The following is a 22,172-nucleotide window of genomic DNA, read 5'->3' as shown; positions in this document are numbered from 1 at the left end:
TATGAAGGTTTTCAAGTTCTAAGGGTTATTGTTGTAGTTTGACAGTAGGTTTTATACTAAGTAGGAAGAGGTTGGATTAAGTAGGAATACGTGGTAATTTGTTGTTTTTATGTACAATTTTGACCATTAAATGCGCGTTTTATCAAAATAGATTTTGACACCTAAAATTGCAAAAATTACCGAAAATCAGAAAAAAGTGCGTTTCCATAAGTAAAAATGAGAAAAGGCTTTCAAAACCCTTTGAGAACATCTTTAAACTCTTTGAAAAAAATAAATTGGTACAAAATTTAGTGTCAAAATATACAAAACCAGATGACAAGCTATAATTGTAGCATTAGGAATTACTAAGGCAACATTGGAGGATGACAAATAGCATGGTGACTGTCGGTGTGTATTTTGCAAGGCAAGGATGATGGTGCTCAAATAGATTTTATACATGTTACAGGAGATTTTACTTTATCCATGTATAGTCTGCTATTATGAAATGAGTAAAGCGTTGAGAAATGTTTCATTAAAAATAAATGTGTAAATAACATGATTTGGGAGACCTTTTGTTTTACTTGAGGGGCATGACTTCATTAAAAAACAAAGAATGCAATAATATTTTTATTTCGAATAAGCTTTATACAAAGACAGAAAAATTATTTATTCGCATATTATAATAAGAATGCGTGTATATATAAAACCATTTGAAAAACTCTGTTGTTTCTTATGAATTATTCTTAAGTTAATAACAGATGTAACATTAAAGATTGATATAATAGACCGGCTTCTTAACTGTATAAGTATAAAAATGATGGTGTTTAGTAAGCTTTGTATTATATCCTCATTAAGAAATATGAAAAAAACGAAATGTCTTTTAGAAAGAAATGACTATCATATCAATGACTTTTTAATGATGTATATGTAGAGATTCATACAAACATGCTTTACAGAAATAAAGACTCTCTTCCATGAATGTGATTTATCATTGTTTACCAAGAGAGAACATTTTGAGTGTTCATAAACAATTTTCTTTGTTCATAAAAATTATTTCACAAACATATTATTAATTAATTGCGTTCAAAAAGCTTGCTATTTCATATGCATTTTGGAAATGGAGAGCTTATATTCAAAACTTAAAAGTTCTCATAGTTTTTACAAATAAGCCGAAGCTAAAAAGAGTATCCCATAAAGCCTTTTTTATCATTAGGAAGATGGACGTGTTACAATATAAATGGCAATCAGCAATAATATAACCGCAACAAGTAAAGAAATCCACAAAGGAGGGTGTAGCATTACAAAAAAGGATAAAAATCCTCCTGTCATACTCATCATTGCAAAAACTTTAACAAATGGAGAGATTGCTTTTTTTTCTTCCCATCGCTTAATAGGGGGACCCAAAATACGATGATTATTCAACCATTGATGAAAACGTGGAGAAGAACGCGTAAAACACCATGAGGCAACCAATAAAAAAGGCACAGTTGGCATAATAGGTAATACGACACCGATAATACCTAATATAACCATCGCCCACCCTGCTATATAATAGCAGATACGTAAAGGGTGCGATATCTTCAAATCTTTTTTCATTTTCTCGTACTATTTTCCTCTACGCAAAACCCTATACAAAAACATTGTATCTGTTTTTTTCTGTTTACATGTCTGAGTGCACAATTACGCTCTACCCCTTCATGTGTAAGTGTCTTTGCTGTTATAAGTTCCTTGAAAATACCGAATAGCTTACACAATATTATAATCATTTTAAATGATTTCAAGAAAAGAGGAGAGATTTTAGAAAAACAAAAAAATAAAAAGGCTGCAGAAGAAATCAATGCAGCCTCTTAATTAAGAATGCAGTTTTGGGGGGGAGAAAATTTACTGCATTCACCTGCTAGATATTAGGAGGAAAAATAACCTAGCACCCCGGACTCTAATTAAAATAAAAATGAGAAACAATATATAAAAATGCATGGCTGATATGCATGAATTTTAACACTTTCAAGTCTCTTGAACTGTGTTTCGACGAAAGAAAATCATCATGAAAATAGCCATAAAAATCAACGTCAAGATCAACACAATTGTGGAAGCAGAATCAGAGCCGATAAATAAGCTGAGATAAATCCCTAAAAAACCAGAAAAAGCTGCAACAAGTATCGCGATCATTAACATAAAAGAAAACCGCTTTGTGACAAGATAGGCAATTGCTCCTGGTGCTATCAGTAAAGAAATAACGAGTACGATACCTACAGCTTTCAAAGCTGCAACAATTGTAAGAGAAATCATCGTTAGCAGGGTATAGTGGAGTAGAGATATTGGTAACCCCATTGCACGTCCTTGAACTGTGTCAAAAATATACAGCATAAAGTCGCGCCATTTTGCTGCTAAAATAAAAGTGACAACAGCGGAAATGATTGCCGTCTGCGTTATATCAAGCCAGTTAACACCCAAGAGATTACCAAATAGAATATGATTCAAATCTAAGCTACTATAAATAGACGTGGCTAAAACAAGCCCCAAACCAAACATTGAAGAAAAGACCACACCCATCACCGTGTCCTGTTTGATACGGCTATTGCTCCCTAAAAAACCCGTTAATAGTGCACACACCATTCCTGCAACAAAAGCACCGCAAGTAATCAAAGTCATTGTAATATTCTCTGGACGCATATGCTGAAACCAAGCAAATGGCAAAGAAGTTAAAAATGCGATTACCCATGGTGTTGTCATATAACCAACAACAACACCTGGAAAAACTGCATGAGAAATGGCATCGCCTAACAGCGCCCATCCTTTCAAAATAAGAAAACAGGAAAGCATCGCCATGGGAATAGAAAGAATCATGACAATAAGCATACCCTTAAGCATAAAAGAAAACTGAAACGGAAGCAGTAATTGATCAATCATGATAATATTACACCCTTTTTTGCCGCATTTATGCGTAAGCGCGCAGCAATAAACCCATGTTTAGGAGCAAAAATAAAAGCCAAAACAAATAAAGATGCTTGAAAAAGCACTACAACCCCCCCTGTTTGTGCATTCAAAAAATAACTCACATAAACACCCAAGACACTTGTGAAGGTTCCAATTACAACTGCAATAACCAAGATGTTCACGAAACGATCACTTAAAAGATAGGCCGTTGCCCCAGGTGTCACAACAAGACAAATGACTAAGAATGCTCCAACGGTTTGCATCGCAGCAACAGTACAAGCGGCAAGCAATGTGAAAAAGAGAATCTTTAAAAATTTTACGTTTAATCCAATGGCATGCGCATGCGTTTCATCAAATAATGACACAAGAAGATCTTTCCATTTCAAAAGCAATATAAGCAACGAAACAAAGCCGATAAAAGCCAATTGTAGAATATCTGTTGAACTCACTGCTAAAATATTTCCCAAAACAATCGTATCAATATTAACAGCCATTGGTTTTAATGATTTGAGAAACAACCCAAAGGCAAAAAAGGAAGAAAAAATGAGCCCAATAATGGTATCTTCTTTAAGCTTTGTCCGGTGGTTAAAAAAGAGCATTGCTGCTGCTGCAAGACCACCAGAAAAAAAAGCGCCGAGTGAAAAAGGTAACCCTAAAAGGTAAGCTCCTGCTACACCAGGAACAATCGAATGGGAAAGTGCATCACCAATCAATGACCAACCTTTTAACATCAAAAAAGCTGAAAGAAAGGCACAAACACACCCAACTAACCCAGAAACCCACATTGCATTCACCATATATTGATAGCTCAGTGGCTCAAGCAACCAAGAAATCATGCAACGTGCTCCACTCTTTCAATATCTTCACAAACTGCAGACTGCTTTCTTCCCATGAAAACATCATTTTTTTTTGTGGTTTGAAGATCAAAAATATGGTGGTGCAAAGACCCTCCAAAAGTTTTCTCCAGATTTTCCTTTGTAAAGATTTTTTCTGTTAACCCAGAAGCTAAAACAGTACCTTTTATTAAAACTGTATGATCACAAAATTCGCGAACAGAACCCAAATTGTGAGTTGAAACCAAGATCACTGCTCCTTCTTTACGGAGATCTTGTAACAAAGCAATGATTTTATCTTCTGTTGTAACGTCAACCCCTGTAAACGGCTCATCTAATAAAATAGCTTTTGCTTTCTGTGCAAGAGCGCGCGCTAGAAAAACACGCTTTTTCTGTCCACCAGAAAGTTCTCCAATTTGGCGCTTGGCAAAAGCCAACATATCAACGCGTTCTAAGGCAATACGAACGGCTTCATAATCTTGTGTACGGGCATAGCGAAAGAAATTCATATGACCGTACCGCCCCATCAATACAACATCTTCAACCAAGACAGGAAAATTCCAATCAACATCTTCACTTTGAGGAACATAAGCAATAAGATTTTTTTTCAAAGCTATATCAACGGGCAAATCAAACATACGAATTTTTCCCTTTGAGGGGCGTACAAACCCCATAATCGCTTTAAATAACGTTGACTTACCGGATCCATTAACACCAACCAATGCCGTAATAGAACCCTTTGGACTTTCAAAATTCACTTCGCGTAAAGCTGTATGTCCATTACGATATGTTACCGTTACTCCTTGGGCAAAAATTCCACATTCCGTCATTGGTTTTTTACTCCCTCTACTAAAGCATTGCTAATACGTCCACTCGTGACACGTAATAAATCAATATAAGTGGGTACCTCACCATTTTTCTCACTTAAAGAATCAACATAAAGAACACCACCGTATTTAGCCCCTGTTTCTCTGGCAACCTGCTTGGCAGGCGCAGGGGAAATAGTGCTTTCAGAAAAAACTGCATGAATATTGTATTTGCGAACCATATCGATAACATGCTTGACCTGCTGTGGTGTTCCTTGTTGGTCAGCATTGATGGGCCATAAATAAAGTTCTTTTAGATCAAAATCACGCGCCAAATAGCTAAAAGCCCCCTCACTGGTCACAAGCCAACGTTTATCTTGCGGTACAGCTTCTAATTCAGCCCTAATTGGATCAATCGTTGCACGAATTTTCTGTTTATAAATTTCAGCATTCTGTTTATAAATTTCAGCATGTTCAGGATCATATTTTACAAAAGCATCGCGAATATTATCAACGTAAATCAAAGCAGAGGTCGGTGACATCCACGCATGAGGATTGGGTTTACCGCTAAAGGGGCCCTCACCAATTTTAATGGGTATAATACCTTTTGAAACAACAACACTTGGAACATCCTTGATATTTTGAAAAAACTTTTCAAACCAAAGCTCTAACTCTAAACCATTCCACAATACAAGGTTAGCTCCCTGAGCACGCATAAGATCGCGTGGGGTGGGTTGGTATTCATGAATTTCCGCACCTGGTTTTGTAATGGATTCAACATCAGCGGCATCACCTGCTACATTGCGTGCCATATCAGCAATGATAGTGAATGTCGTAACAGCTTTAAATTTACCAGCACACAAAGCAAAATTGGGTGTAAAAAAAATAACACTTCCAAAAACTATGGTGAAAAACGTTCTTACGTTCATTGATTCTCTCTTTCCTTTATATGCCTTCTTTTTATTGCAAATAATTTGCATTATCATTTAGCAATAGCAGTTATCTTTTACATTTGCAATGAAGGATTAAGAGAAAAAATAACTTTTCAAGATGTTTAAAAACAGTTTTTTCATATTGAAAAAATTGATGATTTAAGCAGCTTGTTTTGGTAAGGAGGTTCCCTTTCAAGAAGTTCTATAGCTCTTGAATGCCAAACAAAAAGGGAGCACTCAAAAATGCTCCCACTTCATGTAAAATATCTCATAAAAAATGAGAATACTCAGTAGCGTAAATATGCACCTGTCATTTTGGTAACATTATCCACGATCTTTGAGGCAAGCTTTTCTAAATCTTCATCTGTTAGAGTCCGTTCTATGGGCTGAATAGTTACTTCAATTGCAACAGATTTTTTATCTTCACCAAAGCTTAAATCTTCAAAAATATCAAAAACCTGCACTGAATGAATAAGTTTTTTATCGGCTCCACTTGCCGCCCGAATAATAAGAGAAGAGGCAACAGTTTTATCCGCTATAAAGGCAAAATCACGCCGCACCATTTGAAAAGGCGAGAGTTTCAAAGGAGGGCGGCTTTTGGTCGTTTTTTTCTTTGATTCTGGAATTCGATCTAGAAAAATTTCAAAGCCGCATAAAGGTCCACTGACATCTAACTTTTCTAATGTAGCAGGATGAAAAACACCAAAAAAACCAAGAATAATCTTTGATCCAAGTTTTATGACACCTGAACGACCAGGATGATACCAATCAGGTGCTCCAACTTCAATCTGCACTTTCCCAACATCCATATCGCATGCTTCTAAAATAGCTAAAGCATCTGCTTTGGCATCAAAAACATCAACGACGGTTGCATTTCCATTCCAAAAACGCCCAGCCCCTTTAAATTGCTCTGTTCCGCGACGAATTCCACTAACAACACGGTGTTGTTTATCAGGGGTGTCGCCCTCATAAATACTTGAAACTTCAAACAAAGCAAGATCGGAAAAACCACGATCAGCATTTCTTTGTGCCGCTATAATCAAACCAGGTAAAAGGGAAGGACGCATCATTGACATATCAGCAGCAATAGGATTAACTAATTTAAGCTCTTCTTGACCTCCTCCAAAAGCAAGAGCTTGATTTTCAGAAATAAAAGACCATGTTACCGCTTCTTTCATACCACGTTGCACTAGAGCCAAACGTGTAGCACGTGAACGAATTTGTGCGCATGTTAAAATTTGATCTTTTCCTTCTGCAAAGTTTTCCAAAGGAATAGGTTTAATTTTATCTAACCCATAAATTCTCATAACCTCTTCCACCAAATCGGCTTTACCCATAATATCAGGGCGCCATGATGGTACTTTTACCGTAATAACATCTCCTTTTCCTTCAACGAAAAATCCAAGTTTTGTTAAAATAGAGATGACTTTTTCAGGCTCTATTTCCAAATTTGTTAAACGTTTAATTTCAGAAAAAGGAAAAGCGATCTGTTTGATTTCTTGTTGCTGATAGCCAACGATCCTCTTTTTAGATACTTCACCACTACAAAGACGTAAGACCAATTCTGTTGCAATCTCAAGTCCTGTGTCTATAAAAGCCGGATCAACACCTCGTTCAAATCGATAACGTGCATCACTGATAAGACCTAATGCTCTTCCTGTTTGTGCAATGCTTCGCGCATCCCAAAGCGCCGATTCAATAATAACGCGATGTGTTGTTTCATCACAACTCGCTCTTTCTCCGCCCATGATACCGGCAATCGAAACAACCCCCTCGTCATCTGCAATGACACAATTCTTAGCGCCCAGATGATAGATTTTCCCGTTCAGTGCTTGAAGCTGTTCTCCCTCACGCGCACAACGTACACACAAATTACCTTTAATTTTATCTGCATCAAAAACATGGAGCGGACGACCAAGGTCAAAACTGATGTAATTGGTCATATCAACAAGCGCATTAATCGGTCTCAGACCAATTGCATTCAAACGCTGTTGCATCCACTGTGGTGATTCGCCATTTTGAACATTGCGTACTTCACGCCAAGCGAAACCTAAACATAATGATGAATCTTGCGAAAAATCTAATGAAACACCGAGAGGTGTTTCAAAAGAAGGCTCAAATTTTGACAAAGATAATTCTTTTAATTTTCCCATTCCAGCGGCAGAAAGATCACGGGCAATACCGCGAACACCTGTGCAATCGGAACGATTAGGGGTCAAACCAATATCAATAACCGGATCATCTAAACCAGCATAAGCTGCAAATGAACCTCCAATAGGACTATCTTCTGGAAGTTCGATAATCCCATCATGTTCATTTGATAATTCAAGCTCCGCTTGCGAACACATCATCCCAAAACTTTCAACACCGCGTATTTTTCCTACAGATAATGTTACATCAAGTCCTGGAATATAAGTGCCTGGTAGTGCCAGAACACCAATAAGACCTACGCGTGCATTTGGTGCTCCACAGACAACTTGAACAGGTGTGGAAGTCCCTGTATCGACTGATAAAATTTGAAGTTTATCGGCATCAGGATGTTTTATTGCTGTTAAAACTTTTGCAATCATAAAACCTTTTAAAGAAGACCGATCATCAACGTGATCAACCTCAAGACCGATAGCGGTTAATTTTTCACAAATTTCATTCAAAGATGCATTTGTTTCTAAGTGATCTTTTAACCACGACAATGTAAACTTCATTTTAAAACCTCACATGAAAGCGATGACTAAGATCACACGTTTTTATTAGGAAAAAAAGCAGGCATATCAAAGCAACGAAAGCCATAATGGTCTAACCAACGCAGGTCAGCATCAAAAAAAGCCCGCAAATCAGGCATACCGTATTTCAACATGGCAATACGATCAATGCCCATGCCCCATGCAAAACCTTGATATTCATCGGGATCTAAACCAACATTTTTCAACACCTGGGGATGCACCATTCCGCATCCTAAAATTTCCAACCAATCCTGTCCTTCTCCGAACTTTACTTCTGAACCAGAACGATCACATTGAATATCCACTTCCATAGATGGTTCGGTAAAAGGGAAAAAAGAGGGACGAAAACGCATTTTTACAGAGGGAACTTCAAAAAATTCTTTACAAAAGGTTTCATGTAGCCACATCATATGGGCAATGGTGGAGGTTTTATCGATGACAAGACCTTCTACCTGATGGAACATGGGAGAATGTGTTGCATCCGAATCCATGCGGTAAGTTTTTCCAGGAATAATGATTCGTATCGGTGCTTTTTGTTTTTCTAGTGTACGAATTTGTACGGGTGATGTATGGGTTCGCAATAATTTTCGTTCTCCCATTTTATCAACATCAAAAAAGAAGGTATCATGCATTTCACGCGCTGGATGCCCTTCAGGAAAATTCAATGCCGTAAAATTATAATAATCTGTTTCAATATCAGGTCCCTCTGCAAGAGAAAAACCCAACTTTGTATAAATGGCAATAATTTCCTCAATCACTTGTGAAATAGGATGAATGCGTCCCCGTTCTATAGGTGAAGAGCGAACAGGTAAGGTAACATCAACTGTTTCACGAGAAAGACGGGCATCCATTGCCTGTCTTTTCAGAAGATCACGCTTTTGTGCCCATAATTCTAAAATGCGATTTTTTAATCCATTAAGAACTGGTCCAACTTTATGGCGCTCGCCAGCATCCATTTTTCCTAATTCTTTTAATTTTTCAGAGATACTACCTTTTTTACCCAATGCTGCAATACGCACTTCTTCAAGTGCTTGTTCATCACCTGCTGCCTCTAAGGCTAAACAAATTTCTTGTTCCAGACGCTCAATATCATTCATATTTTTGCCTATTTTTTAATAAAGAAAAACCCGCACTCGCAATAGCCAGCACGGGACCTCGAATAAATGAATGCTTTAAGAGAACACGACTGGCTTATTTGACAGCGCCTTCGAAAGCATTAGGTGTCGTATCTTTTAAATATTCTAAAGCTTTTTTTGCCGAAGCTACTAAAGCAGAAAATGCTTCTGCCTCATGGATTGCTATATCTGAAAGAACCTTACGATCAACCTCAATACCGGCTTTTGATAAGCCATCAATAAAACGTCCATAAGTTAAACCTTCTGCGCGAACAGCCGCATTAATTCTCTGAATCCACAAAGCACGGAAAGTACGTTTCCTATTTTTGCGATCACGATAAGCGTATTGCTTTGAACGATCAACCGCTGCTTTAGCTGCACGAATGGTATTTTTACGACGACCGTAAAAACCTTCAACCTGTTTAAGAACTTTTTTGTGCTTAGCGTGTGCTGTCACACCTCTTTTCACACGAGCCATATTATAATCTCCTCAAAATCAAAAGCGTAAGGTTTAAATACCATTCGGCAAATAATGCTGAATGACTTTTTTAGCATCTTGTTCACACAAAACCATTGTTCCACGTGCATCGCGAATAAATTTATTCGAACGCTTAATCATGCCGTGGCGCTTACCGGCAGCTGCTACTTTAATTTTGCCTGACGCAGTGATTTTAAACCGCTTTTTAGCGGATGATTTGGTCTTCATCTTGGGCATTTTGCTACTCCGTACATTAATTTATTCAATCAAACATTTTATTCACTCAAGCGGACCAACGCTTGAACAAGCATTTAAACAGCCACGGCATGCCCTGCCGGGCGGCTCTTAAAGACATTTTCATAAGCTAGTATACACAAAATAGCAAGACCGTATTACAAAAAAATCGGCGCTCCATTGCCTTGAAGCTCAACCAAAGGTGCTGGAATTGCATTTGTTTTGATGGCTGCTTTACATAAATCGGCAATAATGCATTGCGTACATTGTGGTTTACGGGCTTGACAAATATAGCGACCATGTAAAATCAGCCAATGATGCGCATGGCGAATATAATGAACCGGTATAATCTTTAATAATTTTTTCTCAACAATTTCTGGTGTTTTGCCAGGCGCCAAACCAAGACGATTGCTTAAGCGAAAAATATGTGTATCTACTGCCAATGTAGGCTGACCAAAAGCAACATTCAAGACCACATTAGCCGTTTTGCGCCCCACTCCAGGAAGGGCCATGAGTGCTTCACGCGTATCGGGTACTTGACCGCCATAATAATCAATTAAACAGTTGCAAAGCGCATAAACATTACGTGCTTTTGCACGCCAAAGGCCAATTGAACGGATATGATTTGCTATTTCTTCTTCCCCTAATGCAACCATTTTTTCCGGTTGATCAGCAAGGCAAAATAATTCTTTTGTCGCTTTATTAACGCTTACATCTGTCGCTTGAGCCGAAAGCACAACGGCAACTAAAAGTGTAAAAGTATTTATATAGTTAAGATCACTCTTAGGTGTTGGGCGTTGCACAGAAAAACGGCGAAATATTTCCGCAATTTCATCTTTATTATACAATATACTAGATAAATTTCGCACCTTTGATAATTTTATGTTACTTTGAGGCATTGAACTCTCTTAAATCTTCTCTCTTGAAGTTATCATTCACGCTCGCCATATGAGAGGAGTGCAGCGAACACTTTTATAGAGTTTGGTCAAGTAAAGCCGTTTTAAAGAGGATACTCATGAATGACACATGTGACGCCTTTCTCCAATCCTTTTCTTTTAGGGTTTGAAACCGTAGAAAAAATATTGCAACGTATCGGTAAAGCTGATGAGGCTTACCCAGCCTATAATATTGAACGTTTGCATAAAAGTGATGATGCAAATCATATCCGGATAACTTTGGCTGTTGCTGGATTTAAGATTAACCATCTTAATATTTTACTCGATGATAATCAATTGGTTATTCATGGTAAACAAACAGACAACCAAAATCATCAATATTTATATCGCGGTATAGCTGCGCGACAATTCCAGCGAACCTTTGTTCTCGCGGAAGGGATGCATGTTACAAATGCAGAGTTGAAAAATGGTCTTTTATCAATTAATCTGTATCAACCAAAATTAAAAAAAGAAATAAAACAGATTCCAATTAAAGTCAGTAGTGGTGAGTCATAAAAGTTAAGGCGTAAAGGAACAGTGAAATGGGAGAACACAAACAAAACTTGTCGTTTCAGAACACATCCTACTCTGATGCGGGACAGATTGCCTATTTAAAAAAAGTTTGTACAGATGATCTGGCTAAAAACTTTCCAGATCTTCCACCGATGACCCCAGGCATTACGATATGGGCTCTCTTTGGTGAAACAGGTTATCCTATCATTTTATCCGATGAGCGTTCTATCGCCCTTGCTGGAGCCAATGAGCATGAACTACAAATTGTAACTCTGCACTAGATTACCTTACGAGAAAACGCTGTACTCTTTGTAAATTCTATCTGTTTTTTCGTAAAGGGTGTAATGTGAGTTATAATGAGATAAGTATTGGTTTATATTCATAATTAATTTTTTACAACTGGAATGAGAGTCCCGAATATCATAAGGTTCTCTCATTTTAGATCCTCTTGTATTAAAACAATTAAAGTCACTTGCTTGTATGTCACACGCAGGGAAAGCCGTGTAGATAAAAACGCTTGAAGGAAGGAATAAAAATATCTCTTGTTAATTGTCTTAATTACCAAGGATGTTCGCAATATTGGGGATGAGAAAAATGTATGATGGTGTCAATTATCTTCTTCATAAGTGTGAAGATGTCCCTTATAGATTTATATTATTCACGGGGGCTGTTATACCATTCATAGGCGCTATCGTGAAATGGGCTCGAGTGCATTGAAAGATGTCTCTTTAAAATGAGTACATAAAGGCTATACAAGTGTATTTTGTTTGGTGTGTTTTGTTTTTCCTGAGGGGGAGTAGCTCTATTGAAGAGTGTAAAAACAAAAGGATGAGATAATGCGTCATCATTATTTAAAAGATATTTTTATGAATGCGTTTGAAAGGTGTAAAGCTGAATTGTAAGGAGATAATAGATTTTTACCACGATTTCTTTATATTCTTTCCAATTCCAGAGATTACGCAAACAGATAGATGCAATATACTAACCAAATCTGGCATACAAAAATCTGGAACTGTTCATGTCACACTGAAGCGTTTTGATATTTGTCTCAAACGTGGACTTGCACAAAGATTAGATGTTGATTAACAGGTAATAAAAAAACAAAGGCTTTATAAAAAAGTTTATGCAGAGCTTTTAATTTTGTGCTTCAACTGCCTCAGTACAAGGTATTTTGCTCTTTTGAATATTAAAGCTCTTGTTTTTATAATGAAGTTACAGCACAACAAGCAAAATGGAATTATTTGAGGGGAAAAAAATAATGCCTTCTTACCGTTCAAGAATATCGACCCACGGGCGTAATATGGCAGGAGCCCGCGGACTTTGGCGTGCAACAGGGATGAAAGATACTGATTTTGGTAAACCCATTATTGCGATTGCGAATTCTTTTACACAATTTGTACCAGGGCATGTCCATTTAAAAGATCTTGGGCAATTAGTCGCACAACAGATAGCAGTTGCCGGTGGTGTTGCGAAAGAATTTAATACCATTGCTGTAGATGATGGAATTGCGATGGGGCACGATGGAATGCTCTATTCGTTGCCCTCACGTGAAATCATTGCTGATTCTGTAGAGTATATGGTTAATGCACATTGTGCAGATGCACTTGTCTGTATTTCTAATTGTGACAAAATTACGCCTGGTATGTTAATGGCTGCTTTACGGTTGAATATTCCGACAATCTTTGTTTCAGGCGGTCCTATGGAAGCAGGTAAGATTAAATGGAAGGATCAAGATCTAACGGTTGATTTGGTCGATGCCATGGTTGCAGCAGCTTCAGAACAAAATTCAGAAGAAGAAGTGGCTGAAATGGAGCGTGCTGCTTGTCCTACATGTGGTTCTTGTTCAGGAATGTTTACGGCCAATTCTATGAATTGCTTAACGGAAGCATTGGGGCTTTCTCTTCCCGGAAATGGATCAATGTTAGCAACACATGCAGATCGACGAATGCTTTTTGAAGAAGCTGGAAAACAGATTGTTGCATTGGTTAAACGTTATTATGAAAAAGATGATGAAACAGTCTTGCCGCGCTCTATTGCTTCACGCAAGGCTTTTGAAAATGCAATGACCGTTGATATTGCTATGGGGGGATCAACCAATACAGTACTGCATCTTTTAGCCGCGGCGCAAGAAGGTGAGGTGGATTTTACCATGACGGATATTGATCATCTTTCACGTCGTGTTCCTGTTTTATGTAAGGTTGCTCCTGCTGTCGCGAATGTACATATGGAAGATGTTCATCGCGCTGGTGGTATTATGGGGCTTTTAGGTGAACTGGATGCGGCGGGACTCATTGATACGTCAACTTATACGGTTCACGCAAAAACAATGAAAGAAGCTCTTTACCGTTGGGATGTGAAACAAACTAATGAACCAACAGTTCGTACATTTTATCGTGCTGCTCCTGGTGGTATTCCAACACAGACAGCTTTTAGCCAATCTTGTCGCTATGAGAGCCTTGATCTTGATCGTGAAAAAGGTGTGATTCGCGATAGGGAACATGCATATTCACAAGATGGAGGATTGGCAGTTCTTTATGGAAATCTTGCAAAAGATGGCTGCATTGTAAAAACAGCAGGCGTTGATCAATCAATTTTAACTTTTAAAGGTCCGGCAAGAATTTTTGAAAGCCAAGATTCAGCTGTTTCAGCTATATTAACTGATAAGATTAAAATAGGTGAAATTGTTTTAATCCGTTATGAAGGTCCACGTGGTGGACCTGGAATGCAAGAAATGCTTTATCCAACAAGTTATCTCAAATCTAAAGGATTGGGCAAGGTTTGTGCACTTGTTACGGATGGACGTTTTTCAGGGGGAAGTTCAGGGCTCTCGATAGGACATATTTCACCAGAAGCTGCTGAAGGAGGAGAAATTGCGTTGGTGGAGGAGGGGGATATCATAGAAATTGATATTCCAAATCGTAAAATTCATATGTTGGTGGATGACGTTGAGATGAAGCAGCGCCGTGCTAAGATGGAAGCAAAAGGAAAAGGTGCTTGGCAACCGATAGAGAAGCGTCAGCGTAAAGTTTCAAAGGCTCTCAAAGCCTATGCAGCGATGACCACATCTGCTGCAAAGGGTGCAGTACGTAATATTTGATGAGATGAATGACGCGTCTTATAAAAGAGAGATAGTATTCTGATTTTTTGCATCTTTTACACGATATTCTAAGCTAATTATTTTATGAGCTTATCAGAATATTTCGAGTCATGATCAGTATGATTAAAAAGCTATCAATACAACTAAAAGCTGCTGCGGATTGCTTATTTTAGCAGCTATGTAAGACAGATAAAGATAGATATGGTATGATTACGTTTCATATCATATTTCAATTTTATACGAAATTACGATTTCCTGTTCTTATATTTATGAAAGATATTTATTGTACTGGTGGCATTATCTTGTTGTACCGTAAAAACACTGTCATTTAGAGCTGTGATATACGGCATCCTACTTAATATATTTAGTGTGTGGTGAATATTCTTAGACTTGTTTATCAAACTTTGAGTTTAAGTGAATTACATGACTAGGAAGTCAAGGTAAATCCCTTAGAATCTGGACTGTTTGCAGACTTGATTCGAATGAAAATCCTTATCCTTTGAGGTGCGGGAAGGAGTTCAAAGATGTTTATGAAAATAAAGTACTGCTGTGATATATCTGATTATATGTTTCATATGAAAACAGTAAAAGAGCTCTTTATAACTTAAAATGTGAAGAAAATGCGAGATCCATTATCCATGAATTTATTATGAAAAATGGGGAGGCATCCCAACACCGACAGCTTTAAACTAAAACTGTTGCTATGATAACAATAATATTGATTGTGAAAAAGCATAATTCATTAAATGTTGCGTATTTGCAAGGTGGAGGAGATTTCATGACAATCTTTGCAAAAAACGACTATCTTGTAAAAATAGTCGATATTGACCAATTTTTTGTATACGGGCCAATGTTGATCTAAGGAAATATGAAATATAATGCATAGGATTTTGCCTCTATATGCATTACACTTATCAAAATATATTGTGTAGAAAAGAGATGGGAATACGGTAAACAACAGTTTGTGCTGTGGCATATCAAAAAGGGATACTTTATCTCCTATTAAGAAAGCTTTTTAATAAAAAATAACATCCGTTTTCTATAAAGGGTTACTCTTTTCAAGCTGTTTGAGGTGGTAAATTGCTTCTAAAGCTTGTTTAGGGGAGAGTTCATCGGGATGGATATTTTTTAAAGCTTCGTGAAGTACACAATGTTTGTTTCTTGCTTCATTGACGGGAGATGTTGCTTTAAGAGAAAAGAGTGGTAAATCATCAATGAGTTTAGGTCCTTTTCCAGCCATTTCACCTTGTTCTAATTGATGGAGTACATCTGTTGCTCGTGTAATAACGGCTGGGGGAAGTCCAGCAAGCTTTGCGACTTGTACACCATAGGAACGGTCAGCAGCTCCTGGTGTGACCTCATGAAGAAAAACTACATCACCATCCCAATTTTTGACTTTCATGGTTACATTATGCAGTCTGTCAAGTTTTTCGGTAAGTGCGGTCATTTCATGAAAATGGGTAGCGAGAATAGCACGACAATGGTTAACCTCATGGAGATATTCAACGGCAGCCCAAGCAATAGAAAGTCCATCAAAAGTTGATGTCCCACGCCCTATTTCATCAAGAATAACAAGGGAATGGTGGCTAGCATGATTGAGAATCGTTGCTGTTTCAACCATTTCCATCATAAAGGTTGAGCGCCCCCGTGCAAGATCATCGGAAGCCCCGACACGACTAAACAGGCGATCAACGACACCAATATGTGCTGAAGTCGCTGGAACGAAGGACCCCATTTGCGCCATAATAGCAATGAGAGCATTTTGCCGCAAAAAAGTTGATTTTCCTCCCATATTAGGCCCTGTCAACAGCCAGATTGCTGCATATTGCTGATTTTCTTGCACAGAGAGATCACAATTATTGGCAATAAAAGGTTCTGCTGCTTGTTTGCGGAGTGCTTGCTCGACGACAGGATGGCGTCCTGCTGTGATATGAAAGGTAAGTGAAAGATCAATTTTAGGTCGGCAATAGCCTTGTTCTTCAGCAAGATATGCTAAGGCGACAGAGACATCTAAAATAGCAAGTGCTTCAGAGGCTTTACGAATAAAATCAACTTGTTCGGTAATTTCCTGAACGAGAATATCAAAAATCTCTAGTTCAAGTGTCAATGCGTGATTGGCAGCATGGGCAATACGGCTTTCAAGGTCAGCAAGCTCTGTTGTCGTAAAACGCATAGCGTTTGCCATTGTTTGCCGATGAATAAAATGTGCTTTAGCTTGTGGATTATTTGTAAGGGCAGATGCTTGTGTACTGGTTACTTCAATGAAATAACCTAGAATATTATTATGCTTTATTTTAAGAGTCTTAATATCTGTTTCTTTGGCATATTGCGCTTGAAGTTCAGCAATGACACGGCGCGATTCATCACGTAAAGCACGCATTTCATCGAGCTCTTTATGATAATTTGAACGAATAAAACCACCATCACGTTTAAGGAGTGGGAGATCATCAGCTAATGTTTGTTCTAAATGAAAGTACAACGCTGTGGGTAAGTTTGAGAACACCTGTTGTACATCACTTATTTCTTGAGGCAGAAGCTCATTATCAAGAAGTTGATGCAATTCACGAATGATTTCAAAGCCGCGCTGGATTGTCGCCATATCACGGGGACCTCCTCGTCCAAGAGCCAAACGTGAAACGGCGCGGGGCATATCTGGTCCCCCCTTTAAAATAAGTTTTATCGCTTCCGCAAGAGAAGGATTATGTAGAAAAAAATCGATAGAATCCAAACGCGTATCAATAGCTGAAGGAGTTGTGAGGGGAGCAATAAGGCGGTCAATAAGAAGGCGTGATCCTCCTCCTGTTACAGTGCGATCAATAGCTTTTAATAAACTTCCATCCCGTTGACCTGATGTCGTTCGAATAAGTTCAAGGCTTAGTCTGGTTGCAGCATCAATAAAAAGAGTTGCACTTTCATTTTGGCGCTCAGGCTGCATGAGGGGAGGGCGATGCGTGATTTGTGTTTTTTCGATATAACGAATAGCAGCTACAATTGCAGAGAGTTCACAGCGTGAATAATCGGCAACGCCTTCAAGAGTTGAGAGTTTAAAATAATTGCAAATATCGCGTTCAGCGGTGAGTGCATCAAAGAGACAAGCAGGTTGAGGTGAAACGATACGATCAAGAACACTAAAAAGTGACTTATGAGATTTATCATGAAAAAATGAATCAGAAACAATGATTTCTTGTGGATCCACACGCATAATATCTGCCAAAAGTTTTTCTTGGCGGCTTTCTGTTACACGAAATATGCCTGTTGAGATATCAATCCAAGAAAGAGCAAATTCCTCTCCATCACTGGTTTTTATACGGGAAAGTGTCATCAAATAATTTGCGCGTGTTGGATCAAGAAGTTTTTCTTCTGTTATTGTTCCAGGTGTTACAAGACGAACAACATCACGCCGAACAACAGATTTTGAGCCACGTTTTTTTGCTTCAGCAGGATCTTCTATTTGTTCACAAACAGCAACGCGGTAACCACAAGCAATCAGTTTTTGTAAATAATCATCTGCAGCATGAACGGGAACACCACACATAGGAATATCTTGTCCTAAATGTTTTCCGCGTGCTGTGAGTGTGATTCCTAAAGCCTGAGCAGCTTCAATCGCATCATTAAAAAATAATTCATAAAAATCCCCCATTCGGTAAAAGAGAAGGGAATCATGATGGACGGCTTTGATTTCTATGTACTGCTCCATCATAGGTGTAAGACGTTCTTGAGAGGAAGCAGATGGGGAAGAAGGCTGTGGAATTAAATTATTTTTATGATTGTTTTTTTTATCCATTTGTACGAGGCCTGTTTCCTTTAAGTGAAGTTTTTACTCTTTTTTGTTTACTTCAATATCTATTTATCTCTAAATTGCAACGCATCATCAGATTTGCTAAGGCAAGAATAGCGATTTCTAATATATGAATCAAATTTAATGACTATACGCATTATCAAGCAAAATTTACACTGTTTTTGGAGAAAATAAAGTGAGATGAAAAAGAGCGAGCAGGATCAGAAAATGTCTCAAACTGTTTACAGTGCGAGCGAAAGAGAAGCTCTAGATTTTCATAGTCGTGGTCGACCAGGAAAGCTTGAGATTATTGCAACAAAGTCTATGGCAACACAGCATGATTTAGCACTTGCTTATTCACCAGGTGTTGCAGTTCCAGTTAAGGCAATTGCTCAAAATCCAGCGCTAGCTTATGATTATACAGCAAAAGGTAATCTTGTTGCTGTTATTTCAAATGGAACCGCTATTTTAGGGTTAGGCAACTTAGGGGCACTTGCCTCTAAGCCGGTCATGGAAGGCAAAGCAGTGTTGTTTAAGCGTTTTGCGGATATTGATTCCATTGATTTAGAAATTGATATAAACGATACAGAAAATTTTATCAATTTGGTGCGCCATTTAGAACCTTCTTTTGGTGGAATTAATCTTGAAGACATTAAGGCGCCAGAGTGCTTTATGATTGAAAGCCGCCTACGCGAGATGATGAATATACCTGTTTTTCACGATGATCAACACGGTACAGCGATTATTGTTGCTGCGGGTGTTCTCAATGCTTTGACTTTAACAGGGCGCGATATGCAAAATACGCGGTTAGTCTGTAATGGTGCTGGTTCTGCAGGGATTGCTTGTATTGAATTGATTAAAGCGATGGGCTTTCGTTCCGAAAATATCATATTATGTGACACAAAGGGTGTGGTCTATGAAGGCCGCAAAGAGGGAATGAATCAGTGGAAATCTGCGCATGCTATTCAAACAGATAAACGTACGCTTATGGAAGCAATGGAAGGTGCAGATATATTTTTTGGGGTTTCTGCTAAAGGTGCTCTTACTCCTGAAATGGTAAGATCCATGGCACCCCAGCCGATCATTTTTGCTATGGCTAATCCCGATCCAGAAATTACGCCGGAAGAGGTTATGCAAGTGCGTCATGATGCCATTGTCGCAACAGGACGTTCCGATTATCCAAATCAGATTAATAATGTTCTTTGTTTTCCTTATATATTTCGTGGTGCGCTTGATGTGCGTGCAAGAGTTATTAATGAAGACATGAAGATTGCTGCGGCAAAGGCTCTTGCTAATTTAGCACATGAAGAAGTGCCTGACAGCGTTGCAGAAGCTTATCATGGAAAGCGATTAAAGTTTGGTCCTAACTATATCATCCCTGTTCCTTTTGATCCGCGTTTATTTACGGTTGTTTCAATAGCGGTAGCAAAAGCAGCAATGGAAAGCGGTGTTGCGCAAAAGAACATAGATGATTTAGAGGCCTATGAGCGCGATTTGAATGCGAGACGTGATCCTACTTCCTCGATGATGCGTGGGGTTTATAACCATGTTCGTCAAGCACCAAAACAAATTGTCTTTGCAGAAGGTGAAGAAGAGCAAGTTATGCGGGCAGCCGTTTCCTATGTTCATCAAAAATTAGGACAAGCGATTTTGGTTGGTCGTGAAGAGCAAGTAAGAGAAACAGCTGTTATTGCTGGAATTGATCTGGAGCGTGAAGGTATTTCTATTATGAATGCTAAGCTTTCTTGCCGTACAGATGCTTATGCGAATTATCTTTATAAAAAGATGCAGCGTCAAGGTTGGCTGTTGCGTGATTGTCATCGTCGTATCAATAATGATCGCAATTATTTTGCTGCGTGTATGGTGGCACTAGGAGATGCTGATGCAATGGTTACAGGGGTGACACGCAATTATGAAACAGCGCTGATCGACATACGTCGTGCAATTGATGAAAAACCAAAAGAACGATTGATTGGTATCTCAATGGCCATTTGCCGAGGACGAACTGTGTTTATTACGGATACAGCTGTTTATGAAAATCCTAATGCTGAAGAACTTGCGGATATAGCGGAACAAACCGCTTCATTTGTACGTGGATTTGGATATCAACCACGGGTAGCATTTTTAGCATTTTCTACGTTTGGTTATATGAAAGGGCAAATCACACAGCAAATTCAGGATGCGATTAATATTTTGCATGAACGCAAGGTTGATTTTGAGTTTGACGGAGAAATGAGCGCCGATGTAGCACTCAATTCCAAATTGATGCAGCAATATCCATTTATGGGATTAACAGAGCCCGCTAACATTTTGGTTATGCCTGGATATCACGCGTCTTCCATTGCAAGCAAAATGTTACAAGAACTTGGTGGAGCAACCATCATTGGTCCTATTTTAATTGGATTGGAAAAATCTGTCCAAATTGTACCGTTTAGTGGAAACGATACAGATGTTGTCAATATCGCAATGCTTGCGGCTTATCATGCCGCAAAAGTCGTCTAAAGGAAAAAAGCCCCTAATATACTAATAATATATCAAGGGGCTTTATGATAGCAAAAGAATAAATTTTTTAAGAGGGCTGTATTTGATTGTCTTTTTGTTCTTCAGCGAGACGCTTTTGGAAGAGGGCTGCAAAATCAATAGGATCAATCCATAAAGGTGGAAAACCACCATTTTGAGTAGCATCAGATATAATTTGGCGGGCAAATGGAAATAAAAGACGGGGACATTCAATAAAGACCAATGGCATAACATGTTCTTGTGGAATGTTTTCAAGGTGGAAAACACCACCGTAAATCAGTTCTACATGAAACAAGGTTTCAGTATTATCATTGGCTTTGACGGAGAGAGACAAAACGACATCGTAATTGTCATCACCAATTGGGTTAGCATTGACGTTAATATTGATATCAATTTGTGGTGATTTTTCACGTGTACGCAATGAACGAGGAGCACCTGGGTTTTCGAATGATAAATCTTTTAAATACTGAGTTAATACAGCAAAAACCGGCTCTCCACCACTGTTATTCATTTCATCTTCGGCCATACGACGAACCTCTCTCATTATAATATGTATATTTATTTTAGATCTAAAGACAAAATTGGTTATCACGCCTTGTAAAAGGTTGCAAGAAATGCGCTCTTTATCTTGAATATTTTTTTAGTTTGTTACAGATTTTTTAGGCATTTCAATGGTTATCATCATTTTTGCGCCATGGAGATTCTGTCGTATCATAAGTTGTGTAATCTTCTGCATTAAGATCAATTATTTTTTCAGCATCATTTTTTCTTTTAGTATTGAGATTCATTTTGTTTTGTAATGATGTAAAGAAATGCCAAACAACAGAGCGAATTGGTTTAATAAGAAGTAATATTCCCAAGAGATCACTTACAAAGCCAGGAAGAATAAGTAAAATTGCACTAAACATAATGAAAACATCATTAATAATATTATTCTCTAATGTGCGTCCTTGGATAAGTTCAGTTTGTATGTTTTTTAAAAGGCTAAACCCTTGAACTCGCAATAAAACAACCCCAACTATGGTTGTGAGAATAACCAAACTCAAAGTTGCCAAAATACCAATTTCTTGACCAACAAAGATAAAACCAGCGATCTCGATTAAAAGAATGCAAAGAAAGATAACAACAAAAAAACGAGGATTTGTAGAATAAAGTTTTATCACATGCAAATTTCCTTCTGAATGAGGTGGGGAGAAATTCTTAAGAGCACTCCATTTAATATAAAATCTATAAAAATATTTGAATGATAAGATTCCTTATTTTACATATTTATTGATAAATGGTATTGACTGCAA

At 38.1% G+C, this 22,172-nt stretch carries 17 protein-coding genes; 4 read left to right on the top strand and 13 right to left on the bottom strand.

All coding sequences use genetic code 11. The features are described 5' to 3' along the window. Positions 1–1,188: 1,188 nt before the first annotated feature. From ACFIK1_RS02130 to nth, 10 genes are all read right to left on the bottom strand, one after another. Positions 1,189–1,575, bottom strand: a complete 387-nt coding sequence (locus tag ACFIK1_RS02130; RefSeq protein WP_375633686.1) for a YbaN family protein — start codon at positions 1,573–1,575, stop codon at positions 1,189–1,191. 408 nt (positions 1,576–1,983) lie between these two features. After that, a complete protein-coding gene (locus ACFIK1_RS02125) occupies positions 1,984–2,889 on the bottom strand; it encodes a metal ABC transporter permease (protein ID WP_273790250.1) in 906 nt (301 codons plus the stop codon). Then, complete coding sequence (locus ACFIK1_RS02120; protein WP_375611406.1) at positions 2,886–3,752, bottom strand: metal ABC transporter permease; 867 nt, start codon at positions 3,750–3,752, stop codon at positions 2,886–2,888. Before ACFIK1_RS02120 ends, ACFIK1_RS02125 begins: the two co-directional genes overlap by 4 nt. Continuing rightward, a complete protein-coding gene (locus ACFIK1_RS02115; protein WP_273790252.1) occupies positions 3,749–4,579 on the bottom strand; it encodes a manganese/iron ABC transporter ATP-binding protein in 831 nt (276 codons plus the stop codon). The genes ACFIK1_RS02120 and ACFIK1_RS02115 overlap by 4 nt, the downstream gene beginning before the upstream one ends. Next, a complete protein-coding gene (locus ACFIK1_RS02110; RefSeq protein WP_375620851.1) occupies positions 4,576–5,484 on the bottom strand; it encodes a metal ABC transporter substrate-binding protein in 909 nt (302 codons plus the stop codon). Before ACFIK1_RS02110 ends, ACFIK1_RS02115 begins: the two co-directional genes overlap by 4 nt. Positions 5,485–5,774: 290 nt before the next feature. Further along, complete coding sequence (pheT, locus tag ACFIK1_RS02105) at positions 5,775–8,189, bottom strand: phenylalanine--tRNA ligase subunit beta (RefSeq protein WP_375661974.1); 2,415 nt, start codon at positions 8,187–8,189, stop codon at positions 5,775–5,777. Between the two features lie 32 nt (positions 8,190–8,221). Then, positions 8,222–9,304: a phenylalanine--tRNA ligase subunit alpha gene (gene pheS, locus ACFIK1_RS02100; protein ID WP_375639516.1), complete on the bottom strand. Its 1,083-nt coding sequence runs from the start codon at positions 9,302–9,304 to the stop codon at positions 8,222–8,224. 94 nt (positions 9,305–9,398) lie between these two features. Next, the gene (rplT, locus tag ACFIK1_RS02095; protein ID WP_375661973.1) at positions 9,399–9,800 is read right to left on the bottom strand and encodes a 50S ribosomal protein L20; all 402 of its coding nucleotides are present in this window, start codon (positions 9,798–9,800) and stop codon (positions 9,399–9,401) included. Positions 9,801–9,833: 33 nt separating this feature from the next. After that, a complete protein-coding gene (gene rpmI, locus ACFIK1_RS02090) occupies positions 9,834–10,037 on the bottom strand; it encodes a 50S ribosomal protein L35 (protein WP_183193590.1) in 204 nt (67 codons plus the stop codon). Positions 10,038–10,192: 155 nt separating this feature from the next. Continuing rightward, positions 10,193–10,933 (bottom strand): endonuclease III, encoded by a 741-nt coding sequence (gene nth, locus ACFIK1_RS02085; protein WP_375612818.1) that lies wholly within the window; start codon positions 10,931–10,933, stop codon positions 10,193–10,195. Positions 10,934–11,053: 120 nt separating this feature from the next. On the opposite strand from nth, the gene ACFIK1_RS02080 reads away from it, so the two are divergent. From ACFIK1_RS02080 to ilvD, 3 genes are all read left to right on the top strand, one after another. Continuing rightward, positions 11,054–11,485: an Hsp20 family protein gene (locus tag ACFIK1_RS02080; RefSeq protein ID WP_375612819.1), complete on the top strand. Its 432-nt coding sequence runs from the start codon at positions 11,054–11,056 to the stop codon at positions 11,483–11,485. A 26-nt stretch (positions 11,486–11,511) separates the two neighbouring features. Beyond that, positions 11,512–11,763 (top strand): DUF1150 domain-containing protein, encoded by a 252-nt coding sequence (locus tag ACFIK1_RS02075; protein WP_012754519.1) that lies wholly within the window; start codon positions 11,512–11,514, stop codon positions 11,761–11,763. Positions 11,764–12,740: 977 nt separating this feature from the next. Continuing rightward, complete coding sequence (gene ilvD / locus ACFIK1_RS02070) at positions 12,741–14,579, top strand: dihydroxy-acid dehydratase (protein WP_375661972.1); 1,839 nt, start codon at positions 12,741–12,743, stop codon at positions 14,577–14,579. 1,039 nt (positions 14,580–15,618) lie between these two features. Here ilvD and mutS read toward each other — a convergent pair. Then, a complete protein-coding gene (gene mutS / locus ACFIK1_RS02065; protein WP_375661971.1) occupies positions 15,619–18,363 on the bottom strand; it encodes a DNA mismatch repair protein MutS in 2,745 nt (914 codons plus the stop codon). Positions 18,364–18,558: 195 nt separating this feature from the next. On the opposite strand from mutS, the gene ACFIK1_RS02060 reads away from it, so the two are divergent. Then, entirely contained in the window at positions 18,559–20,859 is a 2,301-nt protein-coding gene (locus tag ACFIK1_RS02060; RefSeq protein WP_375661970.1) for an NADP-dependent malic enzyme, read from the top strand. A gap of 67 nt (positions 20,860–20,926) precedes the next feature. On the opposite strand, the gene secB is transcribed toward ACFIK1_RS02060, so the two are convergent. Together secB and ACFIK1_RS02050 are read right to left on the bottom strand one after the other, a co-directional pair. After that, positions 20,927–21,403, bottom strand: coding sequence for a protein-export chaperone SecB (secB, locus tag ACFIK1_RS02055; RefSeq protein WP_375661969.1), 477 nt, complete (start codon positions 21,401–21,403; stop codon positions 20,927–20,929). Positions 21,404–21,545: 142 nt separating this feature from the next. Continuing rightward, entirely contained in the window at positions 21,546–22,040 is a 495-nt protein-coding gene (locus tag ACFIK1_RS02050) for an FxsA family protein (protein WP_375627955.1), read from the bottom strand. Positions 22,041–22,172 lie beyond the last annotated feature (132 nt).

The organism is Bartonella sp. OC16QHHD (assembly GCF_042194035.1).
In the GTDB taxonomy this organism is placed as follows: domain Bacteria; phylum Pseudomonadota; class Alphaproteobacteria; order Rhizobiales; family Rhizobiaceae; genus Bartonella.
The sequence above is the reverse complement of the archived record's forward strand: the minus strand, read 5'-3'. Positions and strand labels throughout refer to the sequence as shown.

Coding starts and splice junctions, on each gene's coding strand:
- ACFIK1_RS02130 (WP_375633686.1), bottom strand. CDS start 1,575: ATGAAAAAAGATTTGAAGATATCGCACCCTTTACGTATCTGCTATTAT.
- ACFIK1_RS02125 (WP_273790250.1), bottom strand. CDS start 2,889: ATGATTGATCAATTACTGCTTCCGTTTCAGTTTTCTTTTATGCTTAAG.
- ACFIK1_RS02120 (WP_375611406.1), bottom strand. CDS start 3,752: ATGATTTCTTGGTTGCTTGAGCCACTGAGCTATCAATATATGGTGAAT.
- ACFIK1_RS02115 (WP_273790252.1), bottom strand. CDS start 4,579: ATGACGGAATGTGGAATTTTTGCCCAAGGAGTAACGGTAACATATCGT.
- ACFIK1_RS02110 (WP_375620851.1), bottom strand. CDS start 5,484: ATGAACGTAAGAACGTTTTTCACCATAGTTTTTGGAAGTGTTATTTTT.
- pheT (WP_375661974.1), bottom strand. CDS start 8,189: ATGAAGTTTACATTGTCGTGGTTAAAAGATCACTTAGAAACAAATGCA.
- pheS (WP_375639516.1), bottom strand. CDS start 9,304: ATGAATGATATTGAGCGTCTGGAACAAGAAATTTGTTTAGCCTTAGAG.
- rplT (WP_375661973.1), bottom strand. CDS start 9,800: ATGGCTCGTGTGAAAAGAGGTGTGACAGCACACGCTAAGCACAAAAAA.
- rpmI (WP_183193590.1), bottom strand. CDS start 10,037: ATGCCCAAGATGAAGACCAAATCATCCGCTAAAAAGCGGTTTAAAATC.
- nth (WP_375612818.1), bottom strand. CDS start 10,933: ATGCCTCAAAGTAACATAAAATTATCAAAGGTGCGAAATTTATCTAGT.
- ACFIK1_RS02080 (WP_375612819.1), top strand. CDS start 11,054: ATGACACATGTGACGCCTTTCTCCAATCCTTTTCTTTTAGGGTTTGAA.
- ACFIK1_RS02075 (WP_012754519.1), top strand. CDS start 11,512: ATGGGAGAACACAAACAAAACTTGTCGTTTCAGAACACATCCTACTCT.
- ilvD (WP_375661972.1), top strand. CDS start 12,741: ATGCCTTCTTACCGTTCAAGAATATCGACCCACGGGCGTAATATGGCA.
- mutS (WP_375661971.1), bottom strand. CDS start 18,363: ATGGATAAAAAAAACAATCATAAAAATAATTTAATTCCACAGCCTTCT.
- ACFIK1_RS02060 (WP_375661970.1), top strand. CDS start 18,559: ATGAAAAAGAGCGAGCAGGATCAGAAAATGTCTCAAACTGTTTACAGT.
- secB (WP_375661969.1), bottom strand. CDS start 21,403: ATGGCCGAAGATGAAATGAATAACAGTGGTGGAGAGCCGGTTTTTGCT.